This is a genomic window from Pseudanabaena sp. PCC 7367 (assembly GCF_000317065.1).
In the GTDB taxonomy this organism is placed as follows: Bacteria; Cyanobacteriota; Cyanobacteriia; order Pseudanabaenales; family Pseudanabaenaceae; genus Thalassoporum; species Thalassoporum mexicanum.
The window spans coordinates 2,134,097-2,155,560 of sequence record NC_019701.1; the positions used below are offsets into that span (position 1 = coordinate 2,134,097).

The window sequence follows — 21,464 nt, forward strand, 5'->3', positions numbered from 1 at the left end:
GGAAAGTGGAACGTCAGCAGTGTCAGGTCAATATATAAAACAATATCAAGTGCAAGTGTACAAGAAAGCACGAGAGGTCGGCTGCAATCAAAATGAGTCAGCCGAGATTGCCGGCATATCAGTCCGTAGCGGCAGCCGTATTGAGCAAGGCAAACACCAGCCCAAGAGTAAAGGTGAGCGAGATTGGCGCACCCGCCGAGATCCGCTATCAGGAGTGTGGGAGGAAGAGCTAGAGCCAATGCTTCGACGTGAGCCTCGTCTAGAGGCGATGACATTGTATGAATATCTAGCCGAGCATTATCCAGGCCAATATGAGCAACAATTGCGTACCTTACAAAGGCGAGTGCAGGTATGGAAAAGTATCCATGGCAAACCGCAGGAGGTAATGTTTGAGATCCGCCATCAGCCCGGCGAAATGGGTCTATCAGATTTTACCGAGCTCAAACAGGTGGAAGTTACCATCAAAGGGAAACAATATGAGCACCTGCTGTACCACTACCGTCTGGCCTACAGTGGCTGGCAATATGTGCAGGTAATCGAGGGTGGCGAGAGCTTTATCGGCTTGTCTGAAGGATTACAGAATGCGCTGCATGCCTGTGGTGGTGTACCAAAGCAGCATCGCACCGATAATTTGAGTGCTGCCTATCGGAATATGGCGGGCAAACGGCATAAACCACTAACCCAATTCTATGCCGAGCTATGTGAACACTATGGCATGAGTCCAAGTCGCAATAACCCAGGCGTGGCTCATGAAAATGGCTCCATCGAATCTCCCCATGGACATTTCAAGCGCCGGTTGCGCCAAGCTCTGTATTTGCGTGGCAGCTTTGAGTTTGAGTCAGTGAGTGCATATCAAGAATTTATCGAGCAGGTGGTTGCCAAGCTCAATTGTAAATGCAGCGCCAAGTTTGCCGAGGAAAAAGTAACCCTACAACCACTACCGAGATATCGCTGTGCCGATTACGAAGAATTGACGGTGCGGGTGACCTGCCACAGCACCATTTCGGTGCGCTGCATTCTTTACACGGTGCCATCAAGACTGATTGGCAGGCAGCTGAATATTCATATCTATCACAACCGCCTGGTCGGTTATTTGGGGCAGCAACAAGTGGTGGAACTACCCCGTTTGCGAGTACATGGGTCAGCCAAAATCCGCCGTGCTCGCTGTATTAACTACCGCCATGTAATTGATAGCCTCAGGCGTAAACCCCGTGCCTTTATTTACTGCACCTGGCAGCAAGACCTATTGCCTAATCAACAATGGCGGCAGCTGTGGCAGAGGTTACAGGCTGATTTTGAAATCGATAATGCAGCGCGCATCATGGTTGAAGCCCTCTATATTGCTGCCAAGCACGATAGAGAAACTACAGTGGCCGACTATCTTGAAACCCAACTGCAGCAGGGCACTCTCAGCCTGAAGGCTCTACAGCAACAGTTCCTACTACCCCAGCAGCAATTGAGCGTACCTCAACTAAACGTACAACAACATTCGCTTTCAGCCTATGACCAACTCCTCGAAACCAAACCCGAACAATACTCTGAGCCTGATACTCAAACAGCTACGACTCTCGCACATGCTCCAACATTGGCAGACTATCGAGCAGAAGGCCACCCAACAGCATTGGGCTTACGACCGGTTCTTGCTCGCTCTGTGCGAATTGGAACTGGATTATCGCCAACAGAATCGGATCAAACGAGCTCTCGCTGAGGCTAAATTACCTACTGGTAAAAGCTTTACCTCTTTCGATTTTGAACATTGCCCTAGTTTCAAATCAGCGCCACTGATCCAACTGGCACAAGATACGGCCTGGTTGGATAGGGCCGAAAACTGCTTGCTATTTGGACCTTCCGGGGTCGGTAAAACTCATCTTGCTGCTGCGCTCGGGCGCTCGATGATTGAAATGGGCAAACGGGTTAAGTTCTTCTCGGCCTATGCTTTGCTACAACATCTACAGCAAGCCAAACTACAACTTCAGCTTGCCTCTATCCTTGCCAAACTTGACCGCTTTGATTTACTCATTATTGATGATCTTGGCTATGTCAAAAAATCTGAGGCTGAAACTTCCGTCCTGTTTGAGCTGATTGCTCATCGTTATGAACGCAAAAGCCTCATCATTACTGCTAATCAGCCTTTCTCGCAATGGGATCACATCTTTGCCGATGACATGATGACTGTTGCTGCCGTTGACCGCCTCATTCATCATGCTCTCATTGTTGAAATTCATGCTGATAGTTTCCGTAAACGCAACGCTGTTGAGCGCTCGCAAAAATAATAATCGCTATCAATCCGAATCTTACTGCTCCTTGAGGTTCAACATATGCAGTTCCTTTCAGCTTAGTTTTAGTTGTCATTTGCACACGTCATTTACATCCGCTATTTGCCAAGTAATTGACGCCGTCGAAATTGGTAATTGACATTTAACAGCCCAAATAAAGGCAGCGGTCAGGGCTGCTAATTCCCCCTTCAAGTCGGTGAATAAACTTGTCATATATATGTCATATATATAGTGGCTGAAGCAGAAGCCCTTACCGAGCAGCTCTATGCTAATCCTAAGCTCTAACCATATGTGAGCATTTAGGTCAGAAGTCTAGTAAATCTTTCAGCCGAGACTCATACAAGAGGTTGAATGACAGTTAAGTTGGGGTTATCGATCGCATCTTGCGATTCACTGGCAATACCTTAGAACATAGTTCTTGTCTGGCTAGCCCGAATTATGCATCAATTGCTTTAACCCTGATATTGAGTTGATATTGAGTAAATTTCAAAGAACAGACTGCTTTTTAGCCAAATCGCTGTATTTGTCTCATAGTATATGTTTTGAGGCTTTTGTTGGTTCCTCATGAATAATTGCGGTTAGGTATCCATATTGTTAAAGATTTGGTCAAAAAACGATCGCCACCAGGTTTATTTCCCAGGGCGATCGCCGTAAATTATTAATTAATTTCAATAATCTCAAATCTAAGCAGCTAGCCAAGCAAGCATTAAGCGCCTACTGCTTCTTTGGCGGCGTAAAACACCTCCAGGGTGATCAAGGCAATCTTGCGATCGCGGGCAAACTTTTCAGTGTTGCGCTTCACCTTACCGCGCACAAACCCAGGCACCTTCTGGAGCAGTTCTTTGGCCTCTCGATCCCAATCCATATCTGAATCTGCCGAGATCCCCTTATGGATTACTTCCTTGGTATCATGGCCGCCAAAAATTTCCAACAGATGATCTTCCATGCCCAGGGTGAATGAGTTATAGACAAGATCTGCCACCTGGTTTGTGCCCTCATAACCCAGGAATGGCTTATAGCCGATCGGGAAATTTTGGATATGAATCGGCGCCGCAATTACCCCACAAGGAATGTTCAGGCGTTTGCCCACATGGCGTTCCATCTGGGTGCCAAAGATCGCGGCTGGTTCTGTCTTGGCGATCGCATCACCAATGTCGCCATGATTCTCCGTGACCAAAATCTCATCGCAATATTCACTGACTTCGCGGCGGAACCATTCTTCATCATATTTGCAGTAGGTGCCAGCCCAAACCACATGAATGCCCATTTCCCTGGCCAGGACTTTGGTCATTGCGGCGGCGTGGGTGCTGTCACCAAAGACAACCGCTTTCTTGCCGGTTAGGTTCTGGCAATCGATCGATCGAGAGAACCAGGCCGCCTCGGAAACATAGAGGGTTTGGTTAGTGATGTAGTCTTCATAATCGACTTCTTGACCCATGTCATTGAGGATCTGACCGATCGCCCGAATGCAGCGTGCTGTCTCCACCACACCCATTGGCGTAATGTCCACGTAGGGCATGTCAAATTCAGTTTTTAAATATTCCGCCGTCATCAAGCCCACTTCCCGGTAGGGCACCAGATTAAACCAGGCCTTGGGCAAATCCTTCAATGTTTCCACATGAGCGCCCTGGGGAATCACCAGATTCACTTCGATCCCCAATTCTCCCATTAGCTTCTTCAGCTCAGTGCAATCGTGTTGATTGTGGAAGCCCAGGGTAGTCATGCCGATAATATTAACCGAGGGTTTGGCGGTCTTTCCTGCTGGCAGGTTGCCGTGCTTGCGGGCTTTCTTAATATAGAACTTGATAATTTGCTGCAAGGTACGATCGGCGGCTTGTAATTCATTGACGCGGTAATGATTCACATCTGCCAGCATTACATCGCTTTTAGAATCAAGGCTAGCCTGCTCGACGAAGTTTTCCAAATCCTCTTGCAGGATGCTGGAGGTGCATGTAGGGGTGAGCACAATCAGATCTGGCTTGTCTTCTCTGTCCTTACGGGTAATGTTGTTGACCACTTTTTCACCTGATCCACCGGCCAAGACATGGCGATCGACGACGCTGGTGGTCACGGGCGTAAAATCGCGTTCTCGCTCTAGCATGGAGCGCATCACATTAAAATAGTCATCACCCAGGGGCGCATGCATGATCGCATGGACGTTTTTAAACGAACTGGCGATGCGAAGGGTGCCGATGTGGGCAGGCCCAGCATACATCCAATATGCTAACTTCATAGGCTTTTGCGTTTATTTGCTCGTTGCGTAGCTTTACTTCTGCTACCTAGCCTAAGGGGGTTTGCGGTGATGTGCGTGGCCTCTTAACCAATGTTTACTTTTTGACTTCTAGCGATCGGTATATATTTCTAGTTCTTTACATTGGCTCAGTTAGTTCGTATCAGCGTAAAGTTGCTCAACCTCCTGGGCATTCAGCAAGCGATAGCGACCAGGGGCAATATCCTTAAGTGTCAGGTTAGCGATCCCCACCCGCCGCAATTCCAACACCTCCAACCCCAAATGCTCAGCCACTCGCCGGATCTGGCGATTGCGCCCTTCTTTGATTTCCAGCTTAATCTTGCTGTTACCAGCTTCATTGGCAATAACTTTTACCTTGGCCGGCAAAGTAGGCTTGCCGTCGAGCATTACACCCTGCCGCCATTTCGCCAATTTCTCATGACTGGGATTGCCCCGCACCCAAACCATATAGGTTTTGATCACGTGATGGCGCGGATGCAACAATCGATTAGCCAGATCGCCATCGTTGGTGAGCAATATTGCACCACTGCTATCGTAGTCCAGCCGACCTACGGGATAGAGATGATGGAAATTCTTTGGTAACAAATCCATCACGGTTCTACGCCCTTTGGGATCGCTGCGGGTGCAAATAAATCCGCGCGGTTTATTGAGCAATAGATAAACCTGATCAGGTTGACGATCGCCCCGCAGCAGCTTGCCATTAACTTCGATTCGATCGCTATTTGGATCGGCTTTCGTGCCCAATTCGTCTACCACTGCGCCATTGAGCCGCACTTGTCCATCCAGAATCATTTGTTCGGCCTGTCGGCGTGAGGCGATCCCATATTGGGAAATTATTTTTTGCAGTCGCTCTGCCATGATGTTGGGGTTATTGACTAATTTAAGTTGTGAATAATATTCAAGCAGTTGGCACAAGCATATGCATCGATATTGCCATTAGAGCTCTAGAGCATATCAAATATTACAGTTTATTCGCGTAGTAAAGCTCTAAAACCTTCTGCTTCGAAGTCTTTATCATGGGTCAAAGCTTCGCTAATTTGATGATCTCGCATAATTATGAAACAACTACAGTCAGTTAAGCTGCATCCTTGATCATCTCTTTCGCCATAAAGTTGCAATGCTCTACCAAACAAATTGCTATCCTGTGGAATTACTGTAACGTTAGGATGCTGATCCATTGCAGATATGAAATTGACCGCTTGCCTACGGATATGAGTACCGCCTTTAGGAAAATGATTTAGGTATTCTGTCAAGATCATTTCACTAGTAAAGATAATCGCACTTGCGGCAATCAATTTGTGCTCAACCTCTAAAGCTTTCTGATGCAAGTCATCTTTGATGTTAGACAGCGCGATCCAATATCCCGTATCCGCAAAAACAGCTTTCATCATTCACCTAATCAGCAGAATGACCATATAAATACTCATCAACTCTTGAAGCATCTTCAGGTACTTCTGCCCATTCTTCCTCTGGAACTTTAGCAAATAGCTCAGCCGCTATCTGTGAAATTGGCTTGGCACTCGGCACATATTCCTGTGATTTTATTTGCTCAATCTTTGCCCAATAGGAATTACTGGAATTTTCCTGCTGAACAACTTCGCGTACCGTTTGGGCAATCAATTCCTTGAGTTCTGCCCTGGTCATTGAACCAACTAAGCTATCCTCCTTGTTGATAATTTTTGAAATTTGATTAATTGTTTTTTTGAGAGCATCAATTTTTTCTGTAGAAATATTTTTTAGCTCTTCTAAGGTGAACTCTTCCCCTTCAATGGTTAGGATAAGGGCTGAATCTGATTTCTTGGCAGTCGTCTCTTTAGTTGGATTGTTAGCCTGAGATTCAGTATTAACCATGACTACTCCTTTCAACTATTCAACAGAAATATTCTAGCTTATACCCCCAGAGGCAGTTAAAGGTATTTCTACGCTTTACATATCTTCAAGCTTATTAATAATATGCATGATGTACTGCAATAATCTATCTCTTCGATCGCAACACAACTTATGGACATCAGACAAATAATTCAACCGATCGCCGACCAGGTTAATCAGCTTGGCACCCCTGAAGTGGTAAACCACTGGGGACATCCTTTTTTCATGTCGATCGTAATTTTGGCAATGGGCAGCTTTGCGGGGATTGCGGGATGGAAAGCCAGGCTAACCAGTGATGTGGAAGTGGAAGCAAAAAGCCGTGCCGATCATCGTAAGGTTGCGCCTTTGATGTCGATCTTTCTGGCATTGGGCTACAGTGGTGGCCTGATTTCCCTGGTGGTGCAAGATCAGCCGCTGTTGGAAAGCCCGCATTTCTGGACTGGTTCTGCTGTATTAATCCTGCTGGCGATCAATGCCTTAATTTCTTACACGGGATTCTTTGGCGATAAGGTAGCGCTGCGTACTACCCATGCCTATGTGGGCAGTGGTATTTTAGCTTTGCTTTTGATTCATGCGGCGTTGGGCTTAAAGCTGGGTTTGGCGATCTAAACTTAGCAATCTAAACTTGATTGCGATAAATTTGCATAAAAAAGCGATCGCTACTTGCTAGGTTTGCACTAGTCAGCGGCGATCGCATCACAGTCATGATTATCTTGTTTGCAGAGTTTCAATATACTTAGTCTATTTGGTTAGCAGGTTTGCCGCATCATCTGGCTTAATGGACTGGATGGGCGATCTTAGACTAATGCGATTGGGTGATAGGACAAGTTATCCATCAAAAAAATTAAAACTCGATTCCGGCCTGTGCTTTTACACCTTGCTCGCGGAATGGATGCTTAATTAGTTTCATCTCGGTAACCAGATCAGCGTATTCGATCAGCTCAGCGGGAGCACCACGACCAGTTAGGATCACGTGATTATCGGCCGACTTTTGCTTCAGCCCAGCGATCACATCCTCTACCTGTAAATAGCCCAGCTTCAGCGAGATGTTAATCTCATCCAGCAAAACCAACTTAATCTCTGGGTTCTTAATTAATTCCAACGCCGTTTGCCATGCTTCTTTGGCTTTGGCGATATCACGATCGCGGTCTTGGGTTTCCCAGGTGAAGCCTTCGCCCATGGCCTGAAAGGTGAGCCGATCGCCAAACATTTCTAAAATTGCCTTTTCGCCCGGTTGCCATGCACCTTTAATAAATTGCACGATCGCCACATGATAACCATGCCCCAGCGATCGCAGCACCATCCCCAATGCAGCGGTGGTTTTGCCCTTGCCATCGCCAGTGTTGACAATAATCAAGCCTTTTTCTAGCTGTTTTTCTGCCAGTCGCTTGGCCTGCACTTCCTGGCGGCGTTGCATTTTACGGCGATGTTCTGCGGCGGTAATTTCACTCATTTTTATAGCCTGATTAAAGATTGCATTGATGTTATCGATGTTTAAGTTCTTTAATTATGGCTTGTGGGCGATCGCTGTTGCGATAAATATGTCGTTGCTGCAGATTGAGGTAATGAATATTAGCGACAAAACACGATCAAGCAATGTTAAGCCGAGCAAAGAGAGCGCTAAAGAAGTAATAGGCTTCTCAAGCAACCCATCTCAATAACAAGCTAGGAGTTGCCAATATTTACCTAAATCAGGCTCAATCAGGATGTTCAAACGGCTGCTACGCAAACATCGTTGATATTGGCGATCGAAAGATCAATGATGAGCAAATTTTAATTCTCAGGACTAGGCACTGTAGAAACCTGGGTGTTCTGTTGCTCCAACTGGACTAGCCGCTGTTGCACTGCTGGTGAATAGAGGCGCAAATAATTCCAGTAGTTACCAAACACCTTCACCACATAACCCCGCGTTTCGCTGTAGGGAATCTGCTGCACAAACACATCGGGATCGCTGAGGCTGCGTTGGTTTACCCATCTGGCCACTGCTCCTGGCCCCGCATTATAGCTAGCCACCGCCAGCATTGAGTTATTGCCATACTCGCGGTGGGTGTAGTCCAGATACCAGGTGCCCATTTTGATATTGTCTTCTGGATTAGAGAGCGAGTAGCTGGTAATCCCAGTTTTGCCAGCGATCCAAGCGCCAGTGTCCGGCATCACCTGCATCAATCCAGTGGCACCTGCACTAGAGCGAATTTGCGACTCGAACCGGGATTCTTGCCGGATGAGACCCAAAACCAGGGTTGGGGAGAGTTGCCGCTGCGCTGACCAGTTAGTCACACTATCCCAATAGGGAAATGGGTAGAGGGTATACCAGAAAGCGGGATGCTCTTTGAGCGTATTGATCCGCTGTTGCTCGGCCGCACTAACATCAATCCAATCAAAGCTATCGAGCTGGAAAATGCCCTCCAAATTATCATTTATAGCTACCCGTAACACCCCATCGGTAAACATTTGATCGACGGTGGTTAATTCCTTGCCGCGTGTTTCAAACTGCCACTGGGCGATCGCATCTTGATCCTGAGCCAGCAGATGCAATTCCTTGAGTGTGACCGATCCGGTGGGCAATACACTGCGTTGGGTCGGGATTTGCAATGGCAAACTGAGATTGCGGGCATTGTGAAAATCACCCACTGGCCAGCCCAGCTTATTGGCCGATCGCCAAGCATAATAGGATTCCGGCTGATACTGCAATACAAATTCATAGGCTAAACGGGCTTGGGCTTGCTTACCCATTTTGGTGAGCCACTTACCCGACCAATAAATTGCCTCTGGCGCAATTTCTGTATGCGGGGCACTGGTCTTGATTCGATCGACTAGCTCAACTGCCTTGGTCAAGTTGCCAGCTTTGGCTTGCTGATTGGCTAGTTTCCAAAGTAATTCTGCCGCTGCATCACTCTGGCCATATTTGCTCAGCAGAGCATTGCGGACAATGCTGGCGGTTTTGGGGCTACCCAACTCATTTTGCAACAATTCCGCCTTGATTAGCTTTGCTTCCGGTGCGGTGTCGGGATAACTGGCAATGATCCGATCGGTAATGGTGAGGGCATCTTTGGGCTTGGCAATTTTGGCCATCCGAATCAGGGCGCGGGGTGCTTGGGGGCTATTGGGGAATTGCTGCACCACCCGGTTATAAATTGAGTAGGCCTCCCATTTTTTACCGGAAATATGCAAGCTGCGGCCAAACCGATAGGTATTAACGGCGGAGGGAGAAGCATAGCTGTAGGCAATACTGGCTTTACCATATTCACGGTTGTTCCAATAGCCTGCCGCGATCGCGCTCCAGTAGTCTGCATTTAGCCGACTTTTGTAAGCAGTAGAGAGTCGATTTAAAATCGGTACGATCTGGTCATAGTCATTGAAATAGACCGCCAGCAGAATCATTGGTTCAAACTGGTTGGGATTTTGCTTGAGCTTAGCGATCGCCACATCCCTGGCCTTGGGGTGATTGGGGAACCTGGTCATCACTTCGTCATAGCGACCCAGCGCAACGAGAGCTTCTGCGGCCACGGCCTGGTTGCCATGATCAGTTAAAATTTGATTCCAAACTGTTGTAGCGTTAGCCTGGTCAAAGGCTGCAGTATGGGCAGTTGCTCGCTTCAGCAAAATATATGCTTTGAGGGGCGGATATTCAGCTTCCAGATTTTCCAGTAGTGATAGTGCTTCCTGGGGGTTGCCATTTTCTAGGAAAATATTCGCCAGCACATAACGGGCACGACTACGATCGAGTGAAGCTTCTGGGGCATCGGCGCGTTGTTGAAACTGGGAAATGCGTTGCGCCAGGGTCAGGCTGGTTAAGGGGTCGTAGGCGCTGGGTTGAGCTAGTTCGGTACTGATGTTTTTGGCGATCGCGGCCAGGTTAACATCTGCTTCGGGATTGGTTGAATTTCCGGTAATGGCATGGTGGACACCAACACCAGCCCCAGTTAGACCGAGGGCGACAAGAAGAGACCATTGCATCATATGCTTCATTGAATCCGTTGCTTGCTTGAACTACTTGTACTATTCATACTATTTAGGGTGGGCAGAATACGCAGATTTATTTCGCTGGTTTATGCCACTGGCAATATGTCATAGTTGCGTGCGCTGGAATATGTTGAAATTTTAGAATTGTTAGTTAAACGAAGCTGATAGATTTCCCCAAATTGCGATGGATTGGGGTGTCTGTTGTTTTAGTTAATGGTGTTCAGGGAAGGCTTAAAAATCAATCAAAATTGATCAGCAGATTTAATTAGCTAGCCGAATATCTCAAGCCAACAACGCGGATATCATAGCATTACTGCACTGAATTCCGGTTGCTTAGGCAAGCAAAATCCTGGGCTAGTAATTTGTCAAATTAGAACCAATTGCTAAAAGCTTTAGGACAAAGTAGATACTGGCACACCTCATGCCGATCGCCAACCAGAAAACTGCGATATTCGATCTCAAGTTAAATAAAACAACTTCGTAGCAGTTTTAGACTAAATAACTTGGGAGCAGAAAATGGTTAATCTCGATCGCGTACAACCAGCCATGAAACATTTACCGCCCAACCTCCAGCCTTGGGTGGTGTCAACCGCAAAGCTAATATTGCCTGTTTGGCTGAGACAGCGTTGCGGCATTACCGAAATTGAAGAACGTAATATCGAGCGGTTTATTCAGATCAATCAGCAGTTCCAGGCTGGGAAAGTGCGTTACCTGCTTGCCTTCCGTCATCCCACCATTGATGATCAGTTTGCCCTATTTCATTTGTTTGCCAAGGCGACATCCCATGCCACCAAACAGATGGGCATCAAGTTAGAGCGACCCATCCATTCCTACTATGTCTACGATCGCGGTATTCCTCTATGGGCAGGCAATCTAGCCACCTGGTTCTATCCGCGTACTGGTGGGATTTCGATTAATCGCGGCAAGCTAGATCGCCAGGCTCTCAGAACCTTACGGCAAACAATGGTTGATGGTGATTTCCCCCTGGCAATTTCGCCGGAAGGGGATGCCAATAACCATAATGAGAGAGTTAATCGCTTAGAGCCAGGTGCAGCGCAAATTGGCTTCTGGACGGTGGAAGAACTAGCCAAAGCCGATCGCCAGGAACAAGTAATGATTCTGCCGGTGGGTTTGCAATATGAATATTTAGGCAACCCTTGGCCAAATATTGATCGCTTTTTGATGGATTTGGAGTGCGAATGTGGTGTGGACAAAGCACCCCTGCGATCGCCCACCATGACAGAACGCTATCAACGCTTACGCGATTTTGGCAATTACCTAATTGATTATACCGGTGACTTTTATCAACGTTTTTATCGTGACCATATGCCAGAGCCAAAGCCAGATTCAGAGCATAGCGAAACGATTGGCGATCGGCTTGAGCAGCTCTTAGATACAATCTTGCGAATTGCCGAATCACATTTCAAGATCAAACCAAATGGTTCATTTATCGAACGCTGTCGCCGTTTGGAAGCCGCTGGCTGGGAGCAGATCTTTCGCAACGATATCCCAGATCCCAAATCCAGAGCGCCGCTAGAACAAGGTTTAGCCGATCGTCTTGCCAAAGAAGCGAACAGCAGTCTGAGCCACATGCGGATCGCCGAAGGTCTGGCCGCGATCACAGGAGACTATGTGGTCAATCATCTCAGTGCCTCTAGATTTGTAGACATTTTGCAGTTGATCTGGCGTGGTATTCGCAGCGCTAAGGGGAAATCCTTTGGCCGAGCGCCTTATCTTGGCAAGCGAAAATGTACCATTTCGATCGGTGAACCCTTAGTGGTCAATGACTATTATCGTGAATACTCATCCAGTCGAGCGGGAGCGAAAACAGCAATTGCCGATCTGACTAATAATTTACAAACGGCAATGGAGCATCTCATCTTTCCATCTTGCCTGGCGTAAATTCATAGCATTAAATGGCATTAATAAGATTAGGCTAAGCTGAAACTGAGACTAAGACCGAGTCACTAGAAAGAAAAGTTGCTTCCAGGCTTAGACCCAGACCTCTGGCGTAAAGTTTCCATGCAAGCCATAGGGAATATGATGCTTGAGGTGCAACGTGGCGATCGGTGGGTTGGTAATGTTTGCCGCATCGAGAATCACTAAATCAGAGCGCTCATGCTCACCATCAAACACCAGCACCAATAGCCAGCCATGATCTTCTTGGCGATCGGCTGCATCAATATCTGGGCGATCTGGGTGATGATCTGGGCGGGGTACAAAAATTGGCTCACTAATGAACTTGCGCGGTGCAAAGCTATGGATTTGTTGCTCACCGGTTTTGTGATCGAACTTCAGGATCGCTTGCAACGGTGCATTCCCAGTCTCTTGGGCGATCGCACCAATATAGACATAGCGGTAGGGTTGCCCCACATAATCGGGATGGACAACCGGAAACTCACAGGAGCGCGATACTAATACTTCGCGGCACACCTGGCCAGTGGCAGGGTTGATCGTAAACCGGCAAAGCTGCGCTGGGATCACCTTGTTAAACTCAATGTTCTTGTAGTCTGCACCGTCTTTTAGCTTAGGATAATCGTCATAGCAAACCGAATCCAAAATAATCTCGTCACCCTGCTCAAACGCATTGCAATGGTGAAACACAAAACAGGGATCGGTTTCCAGGGTAATTAAATTGTCTTGGCGATCGCACAACAACAACTGGGAAGGAGTATTAGGCTTTAGATCAATGCAGGCAGCAGCAGTTTTTAGCCCCAACACCATCGGGATCGGATCGAACTTAACCGGGTTCTGCATAAAGATGCAATAGTTAGGCGTAATCGCAAAGTCATGCAAAAAGCTAAACCCAGGAATACGATGGGAAATGGGCTGGTGTAAATTACCACCGCGATCGACCCGGTAAATATTAATCGTTGACTTGGGCCCTGCTTCTACGCCAAAAGCCCAGAGATCGCCGTTTTTGGGGTCAAGCTTGGGATGGGCGGTAAATGCTTGTCCTGGCGATAACTTGCCATCAAAGCTTTCCATGCCGATCGTATCCAGGCTAGTTGGATCGAGTCGATAGGGGCGATCGGCTTCCCACAATGCCATTAACTTTTCACCATGATAAATCACATTGGTGTTGGCGATATTTTTCAGCCGCAGGTCAAAAATATTATTCAACCAACCACCGGGCTTCTGGGTGCCAAACACGCCCCGATAGAGAATCTTGCCAGCTTTCTGCTCCGCTAAGAATTCCGGTGTTTTGACATAACTGTTGGCGAAATGGGCTTTGCCGTTGCTAAAACTAAAGGCACAAACCATGCCATCGCCATCAAAGGGATGACCATATTCCTGTCCGTTGCGATCGAGGAGTCCTGGCCCGTTGCGGAACAAAGTACCTTCCAGGTCAGCGGGGATTTCACCTTCGATCTCGTCAATCCAGTAGGCATATTCCTGTGGTAGCGATCGATAGCCTTTCTGCCAATCGGCACGACTGAAGGTATTGGCTGATGATGAATTGACTGGATCTACGGCTTTGACCACGATCTCCCCCTTATGCTGGCTTTTACTAAATTGCTTATTAATTTATATGAATGCTTATTACTTTATATAAACTAATACTAACAGCAAGTTTATAAGCCATGAATCGAACCAAGGGCTTAGGATTGGCCAAAGCGCGATCGAATGTTATCGAATGTTAGGAAAACTGGTTATATCCAATTAGGAGCAAGTCAAGAGCAAGTCAAGATCAAGCCTGATCCAGTAACTATGCAATTAGTGGCAGAAAGGCAATGCATGATTAGAAATTAAGAGCTTTGCCACATATAGCAATTACCCGTACTACCGCATGACTGCCAGAGCTTTTTTATTCAGGTGATTATTCATGTGACGATCGGGTTTGTGGCACAGGAAAGCACCTTTTCTCGATCGAGAGATGGCATATTGCTATTACAGCAAATCTGATGTGCGTAGCATTCTGATTGGAGCTGAATAGCAAAGCAGAGTTTAGTAACGCGGGAATTTTGATGATGAACTCGATCGAATTTCGCAAAAAATTACGCCAGGAAGCCGAAAAATGGCGATCGCAAGAATTGATCAATACCGATCAGTATCAGCAACTGGCTGATATGTATAGCTTTGAAAGCATTGAAGCTAATACCGAAGGCAAATTTGCCACCATTTTGATCGGCCTGGGCTGTATTTTGATGGCGCTGGGGCTAATTACCCTGGTGGCCGCCAATTGGCAAGTCATCCCCAAGGTGTGGCGATTGGTGCTGTTGCTGATTGCCCTGATTAGTGCAAACGTCACTGGGTTTTATATGTGGCGGGGCAGCGATCGTTGGCGGCGGCTGGGGCAGGGCTTATTAATCTTTGCGGCTCTTTTACTTGGCGCGAATATTGCCCTGGTTGGCCAAATGTTTCATGTTGATGGGGAGTTATACAATCTCTATTTCATGTGGGCGATCGGCGTGACCACGATGGCCTATGGGCTCCGGTTTATGCCATTAGGTGTGCTGGCGCTGATTTTATTTGCGCTGGGTTATTACGAACATCTGGGACAATATCGTTTTGCCGTCTCGGCCACAGGATTCGAGTTTGGAAACCTGATTGCCTCACAGATGCTCTTGGTGGTATCGATCGTATTTGTGCCTTTGGCTTACTGGTGTCGATCACGGGCGATCGCCATCATTACCATGCTGCTCACCGGACAGATTTATTTGCATTACCTGGATAGTTATAGTTCTAGGGCGGCGGATCTGGGTTTGTCCTGGCTGAATCTCCCCCTTTGGCTCACGATTGAATATATGCCGATTCTGGCAGTGTTGGTGTTTGTGCCATTGGCCTATCGCTGTCGATCGCGCCTGGTGTTTGTGGTGGCGGTGTTATTGGTGGTTGCTGGTCTGTTCCGCAGTGCGGGAGTGATTGTGGCGGAGTTCGATAATTCCAACCTGATCACGTCATTGGCAATGGCGATCACCACCTCAATCCCGCCATTGTTGCTGTGGGGCTACCGCGATCGCTGGCTCGATCATTCCATTTTGGCAAGAACCTATAACGGCGAGGTCGGAATTGCCCCCAAACGGTTTGCGCCTCTGGCGAGGGGAGTTGCGATCGCCTGCTTGAGTGTGACCACTTATGCATATTCTTTCTATCGCTTTTGGAACTGGCAACCGGAAAATATCCGCGCCGAGTTATTTGCATTTGCGGGCTTTAGTCAGTGGGCAAGTGTGCTGAGTCTAGGTTTATTTGCTGGATTAGCAATTTGGGGCTGGTTTGGCTCTCGTTTTACTCAAACTCAATCGCCACCGGCAAATACTGCAAATAATGAGCTTGAATTGGGCGATCGCCTGCTCACCAATGTGATCGCTGGGATCAGCATTGCGATGGGATTAACTTTTTTCTGGCATGGCGCAGTGGCAGAGATGCCGGAAGTAATGACATTTATTTATAATGTGCTGCTGTTTTTGCTGGCCGCTGGCATGATTCGGATCTCCCTGGAAAAATCCCGCCGTCTCCCGTTCTGGACTGGCACGATTCTATTGATCTTACAAATCACCAGCCGCATGTTTGAATACAACACTGGCCTAGCCTTCAAAGCGGCGATCTTCATGTTGTGTGGTGTAGCAGTAATCTCAGCAGGGATCTGGTTCGAGCGCTATTTAACCAGCTCCAGCCCTGCCTCAGCTTTGGAAACATCGGGTAATACTAATTAGCTTGCCAGCTTAAATTCTGTCGATCGACCAGGACACGTTATCCCCATCGCAACGGTTGCAGCGATTTTTCTTCAGCGTATTGAGCTGGACTGGCTCTCACTTGAAACAGTACAAGGAAGATGGCAAGGCGATCGATCGCAACTACACCCAGATTTCAAATATTAGATCGCTTACCTACCTGCTCAAATAGCATCTGAAATCATAGTCCTCTTAATCACTATATTGAATTTTTGCAAAACCCTATTGAACAAAGTCGGACTAATTAAGGCTTACTTAGATCTAAATCAGCCTAAACAGAATTACTAGGAAATAAACTTAGAAAAGCTTGAGAATTGAATCAATTTAACTTTTAGCAATTAGTTCAAATAGGATTTAGCAATTTTAAATTTTAAGTAATTAATTCTAAGTAATTAAATTAATTGAAACCATCAAATCAGCTAATTAGAAAGTTCTATTTAAATTCAGACTCAAAATGTCGCAGCGATCGCCTAGAAATGTCAATAAATTAGCACTCAGGAGGAAAGAAATGGCTAATTAAGACTAACGGCCATAGTTATTTCAGTTAATAATTGGCTCTGACTAACCCAATCAAACTAGCGCCATACCTATTACATAAAATTTTACATAAAATTATTGAGATCAGCCCCCAGACTAAAAACTAGGCGGATCACACTTAGATATTTTTCGATCGCAATTTCGCCCTATTTATATTCTTGTTAGTAAGGGAACCTTAAAGTCATGCAACCCAACCAGCCAGAAAACCCAAATCAACCAGATCCAGCTAGTCAAGCCGAGCAAAATTCAGCAAATGCCGATCGCGCCGCAGCTTCAACTCCGGTAAATTCAGAGCAAATATCTGAGCATCCTCAGCCGGAAGAACCTAGCAATGCTGCGATCGGCTCTAACACCTCGTCAACCAGCACATTTAAACAAACCCAACAACCAGAACGTCGTAAAATCGGCGCATGGCGAATGTGGGCTCCGATCGGCTGTCAATCGCTATTAATCCTATCGGTATTGATCGCGCCGCTTCAAGCACATCTTAACGGCAAGACAGTGGTACTGCGCACCCAACCGATCGACCCCTATGATCTACTGCGCGGTTATTCGCAAACCCTCAGCTATGACATTTCCAATTTGGATAACTTACAAGAGCTACCAGGCTGGGAAACCCTGCCCAAAACTCAATTTAACGCCCCGAATCGCCCCCAAAGGCCGGAATCGGGCACTAGCTTCTATCTAGTCCTAAAATCTCCCGATCGTGGCTCCAGCGATAATCAAGCCCCAAATCCTTGGACACCAGTACGCATTGCCAGCACAGAGCCCCAAACCCTGGCTAGTAATGAGGTGATGCTGAAGGGCAAAATTGAATGGTCGGCTGCCAGATATGGGCTCGAACGTTACTATATGCCTGAATCACGCCGCGATGAGATCAACAATGCCGTCAATCTGGCCAATCGCAACCAAACCGGAGCCGTAGAAATCAAAGTTCGCCAGGATGGCTATGCTGTACCGGTTAAACTTTGGGTAGGCCAAGAGGACTTTGAGTTTTGATGCTTTGGCCGTTTACATCGATTGGGTTAGTTACGCAATACCACAGCTTCGCTATTTAGCGCTTTTTGAGATAGATGCAATGGCGCACACTATTGCTAATTGGCGTGGCATAACTATCAATCTGCATGATTTTGGCCGCCGATTTTTGGCATACCGCAAACAGTTGATCCTGCTCCGCATCAGTCCATTGACCGCGATATAGCACCGCCATGCCTCCCGATCGCAGGAACGGAATTGCATATTTGGCGCACAAAATTACACTGCCCACCGCCCTGACCAGAACGAGGTCATATTTGCGGGTATAGCGAGCATCTCGATTGATGCTTTCAGCCCGCCCCAACAGGGTATGGGCATTGTCGATTCCCAATGCCTTGATCGCAGTATTAATAAAATTGACTTTTTTAAGTTTGCTATCGAGCATCCGCACTTGCCAATCGGGCTTGGCGATCGCAATTGGTAGGCCAGGAAATCCAGCCCCAGAGCCAATATCGATCGCTTCAAGCGCCTGATCTGGGTTTTCCCTGGTTCTTTCCAGCTTTTCCCAAATTGGCGTTACCCCCCGGAGCGAGTCCCAGATATGCTTCTCCCAGAATTCATCTTTTTCGGTGATTCTAGTTAGATTTTGCTTTTCATTACCTTCTAGAACCAATTGATAGAGATGATCTAGCAGCTTTATCTCTTGGCTTTTGGGCTGCCAGCTTAAGGTTTCCTTGTATTTACGAAAAAATTGTTCAAACACTTAATTCTATGCTCACTATTTGCTCAAATTAGAGCATTGCTTAAACAGTAGATAAGAATACTATTAGCAACCTAAAGTATCAATACTTTGTAAACAATGTCTATTAAATATGCTTTAAATGCCCCCAATATCAGAGAATAGTTTTCATTTTCTCTGTCTTTATCTACCTTTATTCAGGTTGAAAAAACTACTTATTTATATTCTAGCAACAGCTAAATATATTGTTACTCAATACTATTAATTTAATAGTTAGTTATTAACATTAGGTTTAATCCTAAAATAAATCACGATCGCGCTACATTTATCAATAGACCTCTTGTAAAAGTTTAATCATGTAACCGGAGAATCATGATTTCAGCCACTATTAGAAGAGTATTTAAATCAGCAGTCTGAATCCTGGCTTTGAATTGGGTTTATTACATCCTGTGACTAGAGCATAATTAAATCCCCTAAATGTGAAAGTCATGTGACCGGGATTACAAGGAGTCTGTTAGGTCGATCGCTAATCATTCTTCCCAAAATCACCACAAACTTAGCCCCATTTCACAGAAACTTTTTTGGTTTCGCGGCATCATCGTAATCAGCAAAGAGAGACGAAAACCTATATGTAAACTGAAACATACAACTAACACACCTAATTACGCCCAGCCTTAAACCGCTGGGTTTTGTCTTTCTCCGTCAAGGCTGGTAGTCTGTCCAGAGAATTATGATCGGTGCAATTGCGATCGACTAGATAACCCGCCTGGATGACGATACCTCATCTTTAAATCGGTCAGATCATGGCAACAAATTAGGCTTATTGATCAGGTGAAAGCTAAACTAAATTAGTTATTAGCGATCGGCTCTGGTGATTGATTGATCAACTCTCCCGCTGCGGTAACTTGCAAAGGAGAATCGGGGAAATCTTGTTCAGTCAGGGCTTTGATTAGCTTAATACTCCGATTCTGAGGATCTGGTTTTGGAATACCATTGGCATCAATATGCACCGGAATAATTTTGCCGGTGATGAACCTGCCTTCTTGATCTAGTTCTAGTTCCAGGATTAATGAATAACCCAGCTCCGCCACACTGGAAAGGGTTTGATAACCCATAAAATTACCCAGCGAATAGGCAATCAGGCGATCGCCATATAACTCCATTGCCCTCGGCACATGGGGGCCGTGTCCCAGGATCAAATCAGCGCCAGCATCAATCATGGTGCGGGAAAATAGCAACATGTTGCCACGATTTTCACCAAAGAAATATTCATTGCGATCGCTTACTGTCATTGCATCAGTCCCCTCTGCCCCCGCATGGACGGAAATAATCACAATTTCTGAATTTGCTGTAGCTGTCTGAATCAATGCCTTGGCTGCTTCGAGATCATGGATCGAATTGTGATCTTCAAAATAGCTAAAGCCAATGAATGCGACTCGATTGCCCTTTACTTCCAGGTAAAGAATTTGGCCTTTCTGTCCCACCGCCGCCATGCCCGCATTTTCAATATTGGCGATCGTCTCCAAAAAGCCAACATCCCCAAAATCAAATGAATGATTATTGGCCACACTCAACACATCAAAGCCAATTTGCTTGAGCTGCTCAGCGTAATCTGGCGGGGTGCGAAAGGCAAACACATTGGGGCGACTGGTATCCTTGGCGGCATAGGGATGATTAGTAAGTGTGCTTTCAAAGTTGCCAAATAAAAGATCGCTACCGGAGAGGGCAGCGGCGATCGCTGCAAACAAAATTTCTCGATCCTCTGGCAGTTTAAAGCTGGGATAGTTGGTACCAGGGATCATATCGCCCACCGCTTTGATCGTAATTTTGGGCGCTTTTGGTGTGTTCAAAAGACCAGATTGACGCATGAAGAGTTGAGCCGATTCCCAGGTAAATTGGGTGGCAGGATCGATCGCTGTTTCTGGGCTAGCAAAATTAAGCTCTTGATTAGTCGCTAATTCGTTGGCTGCTAGATCTGGCTCGGAAATGTTGACTAGATTTGAGTTAGTTATTGGTGCGATCGCTGGCTGGTCTGATTGCGGCGCGGTTAAAGCTAAAGCTGGCGCAGATTGATCTTGATTCTGGTTCAGTTGAGCAGGTGTTGGGGCGATCGCATTATTAGGCAATGATTCTGTAGTTTCAGTCGTAGCGACAGAATTTTCAACCCCCTCGTGATTAGGATTATTAGTATTACCAGGATTGATTTTGCGATTACTAACAATCGGTTCTGAGCTTTGATCGCTTTGATTAGAATTAAATCGATCGTTAGCCAAAGTTCTCACCATTTGCGGCATTGACAACAGGCGATCGCTAACTTGCCAGGCGCGTTCCGTCGCCATCCCCACTCCAAAACTAGCCAGCGAAATAAACCCAACCATTGAACCAGTGCCAACCTTGACCAGGGGGATCTGCGGTAAGCGCGATCGCTTCGGCTCTGCTTGAGCTGATGCTTTAGGCTTAGTTGATAGCTCGATTAGTTCGATGGCAGGGATTTGCGCAGGGTTACGATCGCCCAACTCTGGCTCTGGCGGCGAAGTAACGAGTTTTGATTGCTTAGAATCACTTGGCTTTTGTTTGGTTAATTGGGGCTGAGTTGATTTACTTGACTTAGGCGCAGCAGGCTTACCAGCTACTTTTTTTAATTTAATTGTTTCAGTCCAGGCCAGGCCACTAGCTCCAGTTTTGCGACCACTGATGTTGGCGGTGGCGATCGCCTCGATCTGGAAACGTTTTAATTCTTGCCGCAGGAGCCTTACATACTTGCGCTGATGCGGCAATTTTTTAGCAGTCAAAACCACCGTCAGGTTATGATCTTCGCGGCTAACCTGAACCGTAATTCCCTGCTTGCGCAGCAGCCGATTGCACAGAAGGCCAATCGAGTAGGGATCGCCATGTCTGGCTATTGTTTCAACTTCTTCCCAAATCACACCAGCACACCTCACGCCACCAGGAATTGCGATCGCGTTAACCAACCAGAATCAACTAGTTAGCTCAAAAAAGACGTGCCCATCATATGCAACAAAGAGAAAATTCACAAGCAAAAACATGGTAAGGGATTTGCAACTAATCCCAGTTTTACTTGTTAAAAAGTGCTCTAAACCAAAGTCGATCGCTAATTATTAATCAATCGCCGCTCTTTTCCCTGGGGCAATATTTCCTCTCAGGGATAGCCTAATAGC

The 21,464-nt window shown here is 46.5% G+C and carries 16 protein-coding genes; 7 read left to right on the forward strand and 9 right to left on the reverse strand.

All coding sequences use genetic code 11. The annotated features are described in order from the left end of the window. Window positions 1–19 precede the first annotated feature (19 nt). Together istA and istB are read left to right on the forward strand one after the other, a co-directional pair. The gene (gene istA / locus PSE7367_RS21120) at window positions 20–1,708 is read left to right on the forward strand and encodes an IS21 family transposase (RefSeq protein WP_015146090.1); all 1,689 of its coding nucleotides are present in this window, start codon (window positions 20–22) and stop codon (window positions 1,706–1,708) included. Further along, entirely contained in the window at window positions 1,596–2,273 is a 678-nt protein-coding gene (istB, locus tag PSE7367_RS08410; RefSeq protein ID WP_041699222.1) for an IS21-like element helper ATPase IstB, read from the forward strand. The genes istA and istB overlap by 113 nt, the downstream gene beginning before the upstream one ends. Window positions 2,274–2,982: 709 nt before the next feature. On the opposite strand, the gene bchB is transcribed toward istB, so the two are convergent. From bchB to PSE7367_RS08430, 4 genes are all read right to left on the reverse strand, one after another. Beyond that, window positions 2,983–4,509 carry a ferredoxin:protochlorophyllide reductase (ATP-dependent) subunit B gene (gene bchB, locus PSE7367_RS08415; protein WP_015164943.1) on the reverse strand — a complete coding sequence of 509 codons (1,527 nt, stop codon included), beginning with the start codon at window positions 4,507–4,509 and terminating at the stop codon, window positions 2,983–2,985. A gap of 150 nt (window positions 4,510–4,659) precedes the next feature. Next, window positions 4,660–5,385 (reverse strand): pseudouridine synthase, encoded by a 726-nt coding sequence (locus PSE7367_RS08420; RefSeq protein ID WP_015164944.1) that lies wholly within the window; start codon window positions 5,383–5,385, stop codon window positions 4,660–4,662. A gap of 110 nt (window positions 5,386–5,495) precedes the next feature. Continuing rightward, window positions 5,496–5,918, reverse strand: a complete 423-nt coding sequence (locus PSE7367_RS08425) for a type II toxin-antitoxin system VapC family toxin (protein WP_198013455.1) — start codon at window positions 5,916–5,918, stop codon at window positions 5,496–5,498. 4 nt (window positions 5,919–5,922) lie between these two features. Then, window positions 5,923–6,378: a hypothetical protein gene (locus tag PSE7367_RS08430; RefSeq protein ID WP_015164946.1), complete on the reverse strand. Its 456-nt coding sequence runs from the start codon at window positions 6,376–6,378 to the stop codon at window positions 5,923–5,925. Window positions 6,379–6,528: 150 nt separating this feature from the next. Here PSE7367_RS08430 and PSE7367_RS08435 point away from each other — a divergent pair, with 150 nt between their 5' ends. Further along, window positions 6,529–7,005, forward strand: coding sequence for a DUF4079 domain-containing protein (locus PSE7367_RS08435; protein ID WP_015164947.1), 477 nt, complete (start codon window positions 6,529–6,531; stop codon window positions 7,003–7,005). Between the two features lie 235 nt (window positions 7,006–7,240). Here the strand turns inward: PSE7367_RS08435 and cobO are convergent, their stop codons facing one another. Then, window positions 7,241–7,849, reverse strand: a complete 609-nt coding sequence (gene cobO / locus PSE7367_RS08440; protein ID WP_015164948.1) for a cob(I)yrinic acid a,c-diamide adenosyltransferase — start codon at window positions 7,847–7,849, stop codon at window positions 7,241–7,243. 320 nt (window positions 7,850–8,169) lie between these two features. After that, on the reverse strand, window positions 8,170–10,356 hold the full coding sequence (locus PSE7367_RS08445; protein WP_225882695.1) for a lytic transglycosylase domain-containing protein: 2,187 nt from the start codon (window positions 10,354–10,356) through the stop codon (window positions 8,170–8,172). 519 nt (window positions 10,357–10,875) lie between these two features. Here PSE7367_RS08445 and PSE7367_RS08450 point away from each other — a divergent pair. Then, a complete protein-coding gene (locus PSE7367_RS08450) occupies window positions 10,876–12,261 on the forward strand; it encodes a lysophospholipid acyltransferase family protein (protein WP_015164950.1) in 1,386 nt (461 codons plus the stop codon). 90 nt (window positions 12,262–12,351) lie between these two features. Here the strand turns inward: PSE7367_RS08450 and PSE7367_RS08455 are convergent, their stop codons facing one another. Further along, on the reverse strand, window positions 12,352–13,845 hold the full coding sequence (locus PSE7367_RS08455; protein ID WP_015164951.1) for a carotenoid oxygenase family protein: 1,494 nt from the start codon (window positions 13,843–13,845) through the stop codon (window positions 12,352–12,354). Between the two features lie 482 nt (window positions 13,846–14,327). Between PSE7367_RS08455 and PSE7367_RS20325 the strand changes: the two genes are divergently transcribed. The 3 genes from PSE7367_RS20325 (at window position 14,328) to PSE7367_RS08465 (ending at window position 17,570) form a co-directional block, all read left to right on the forward strand. Next, on the forward strand, window positions 14,328–16,016 hold the full coding sequence (locus PSE7367_RS20325) for a DUF2157 domain-containing protein (protein WP_015164952.1): 1,689 nt from the start codon (window positions 14,328–14,330) through the stop codon (window positions 16,014–16,016). 55 nt (window positions 16,017–16,071) lie between these two features. After that, complete coding sequence (locus PSE7367_RS22930) at window positions 16,072–16,206, forward strand: hypothetical protein (RefSeq protein ID WP_264314180.1); 135 nt, start codon at window positions 16,072–16,074, stop codon at window positions 16,204–16,206. A gap of 548 nt (window positions 16,207–16,754) precedes the next feature. Beyond that, window positions 16,755–17,570 (forward strand): GDYXXLXY domain-containing protein, encoded by an 816-nt coding sequence (locus PSE7367_RS08465; RefSeq protein ID WP_015164953.1) that lies wholly within the window; start codon window positions 16,755–16,757, stop codon window positions 17,568–17,570. A 55-nt stretch (window positions 17,571–17,625) separates the two neighbouring features. Here PSE7367_RS08465 and rsmG read toward each other — a convergent pair whose 3' ends face one another. Together rsmG and PSE7367_RS20330 are read right to left on the reverse strand one after the other, a co-directional pair. Beyond that, complete coding sequence (gene rsmG, locus PSE7367_RS08470; protein WP_015164954.1) at window positions 17,626–18,309, reverse strand: 16S rRNA (guanine(527)-N(7))-methyltransferase RsmG; 684 nt, start codon at window positions 18,307–18,309, stop codon at window positions 17,626–17,628. Between the two features lie 824 nt (window positions 18,310–19,133). Then, a complete protein-coding gene (locus PSE7367_RS20330) occupies window positions 19,134–21,257 on the reverse strand; it encodes a CapA family protein (protein WP_051037911.1) in 2,124 nt (707 codons plus the stop codon). Window positions 21,258–21,464 lie beyond the last annotated feature (207 nt).

Coding starts and splice junctions, on each gene's coding strand:
- bchB (WP_015164943.1), bottom strand. CDS start 4,509: ATGAAGTTAGCATATTGGATGTATGCTGGGCCTGCCCACATCGGCACC.
- PSE7367_RS08465 (WP_015164953.1), top strand. CDS start 16,755: ATGCAACCCAACCAGCCAGAAAACCCAAATCAACCAGATCCAGCTAGT.
- PSE7367_RS08420 (WP_015164944.1), bottom strand. CDS start 5,385: ATGGCAGAGCGACTGCAAAAAATAATTTCCCAATATGGGATCGCCTCA.
- PSE7367_RS08435 (WP_015164947.1), top strand. CDS start 6,529: ATGGACATCAGACAAATAATTCAACCGATCGCCGACCAGGTTAATCAG.
- PSE7367_RS08445 (WP_225882695.1), bottom strand. CDS start 10,356: ATGATGCAATGGTCTCTTCTTGTCGCCCTCGGTCTAACTGGGGCTGGT.
- PSE7367_RS08430 (WP_015164946.1), bottom strand. CDS start 6,378: ATGGTTAATACTGAATCTCAGGCTAACAATCCAACTAAAGAGACGACT.
- PSE7367_RS08425 (WP_198013455.1), bottom strand. CDS start 5,918: ATGATGAAAGCTGTTTTTGCGGATACGGGATATTGGATCGCGCTGTCT.
- PSE7367_RS08450 (WP_015164950.1), top strand. CDS start 10,876: ATGGTTAATCTCGATCGCGTACAACCAGCCATGAAACATTTACCGCCC.
- cobO (WP_015164948.1), bottom strand. CDS start 7,849: ATGAGTGAAATTACCGCCGCAGAACATCGCCGTAAAATGCAACGCCGC.
- PSE7367_RS20325 (WP_015164952.1), top strand. CDS start 14,328: ATGATGAACTCGATCGAATTTCGCAAAAAATTACGCCAGGAAGCCGAA.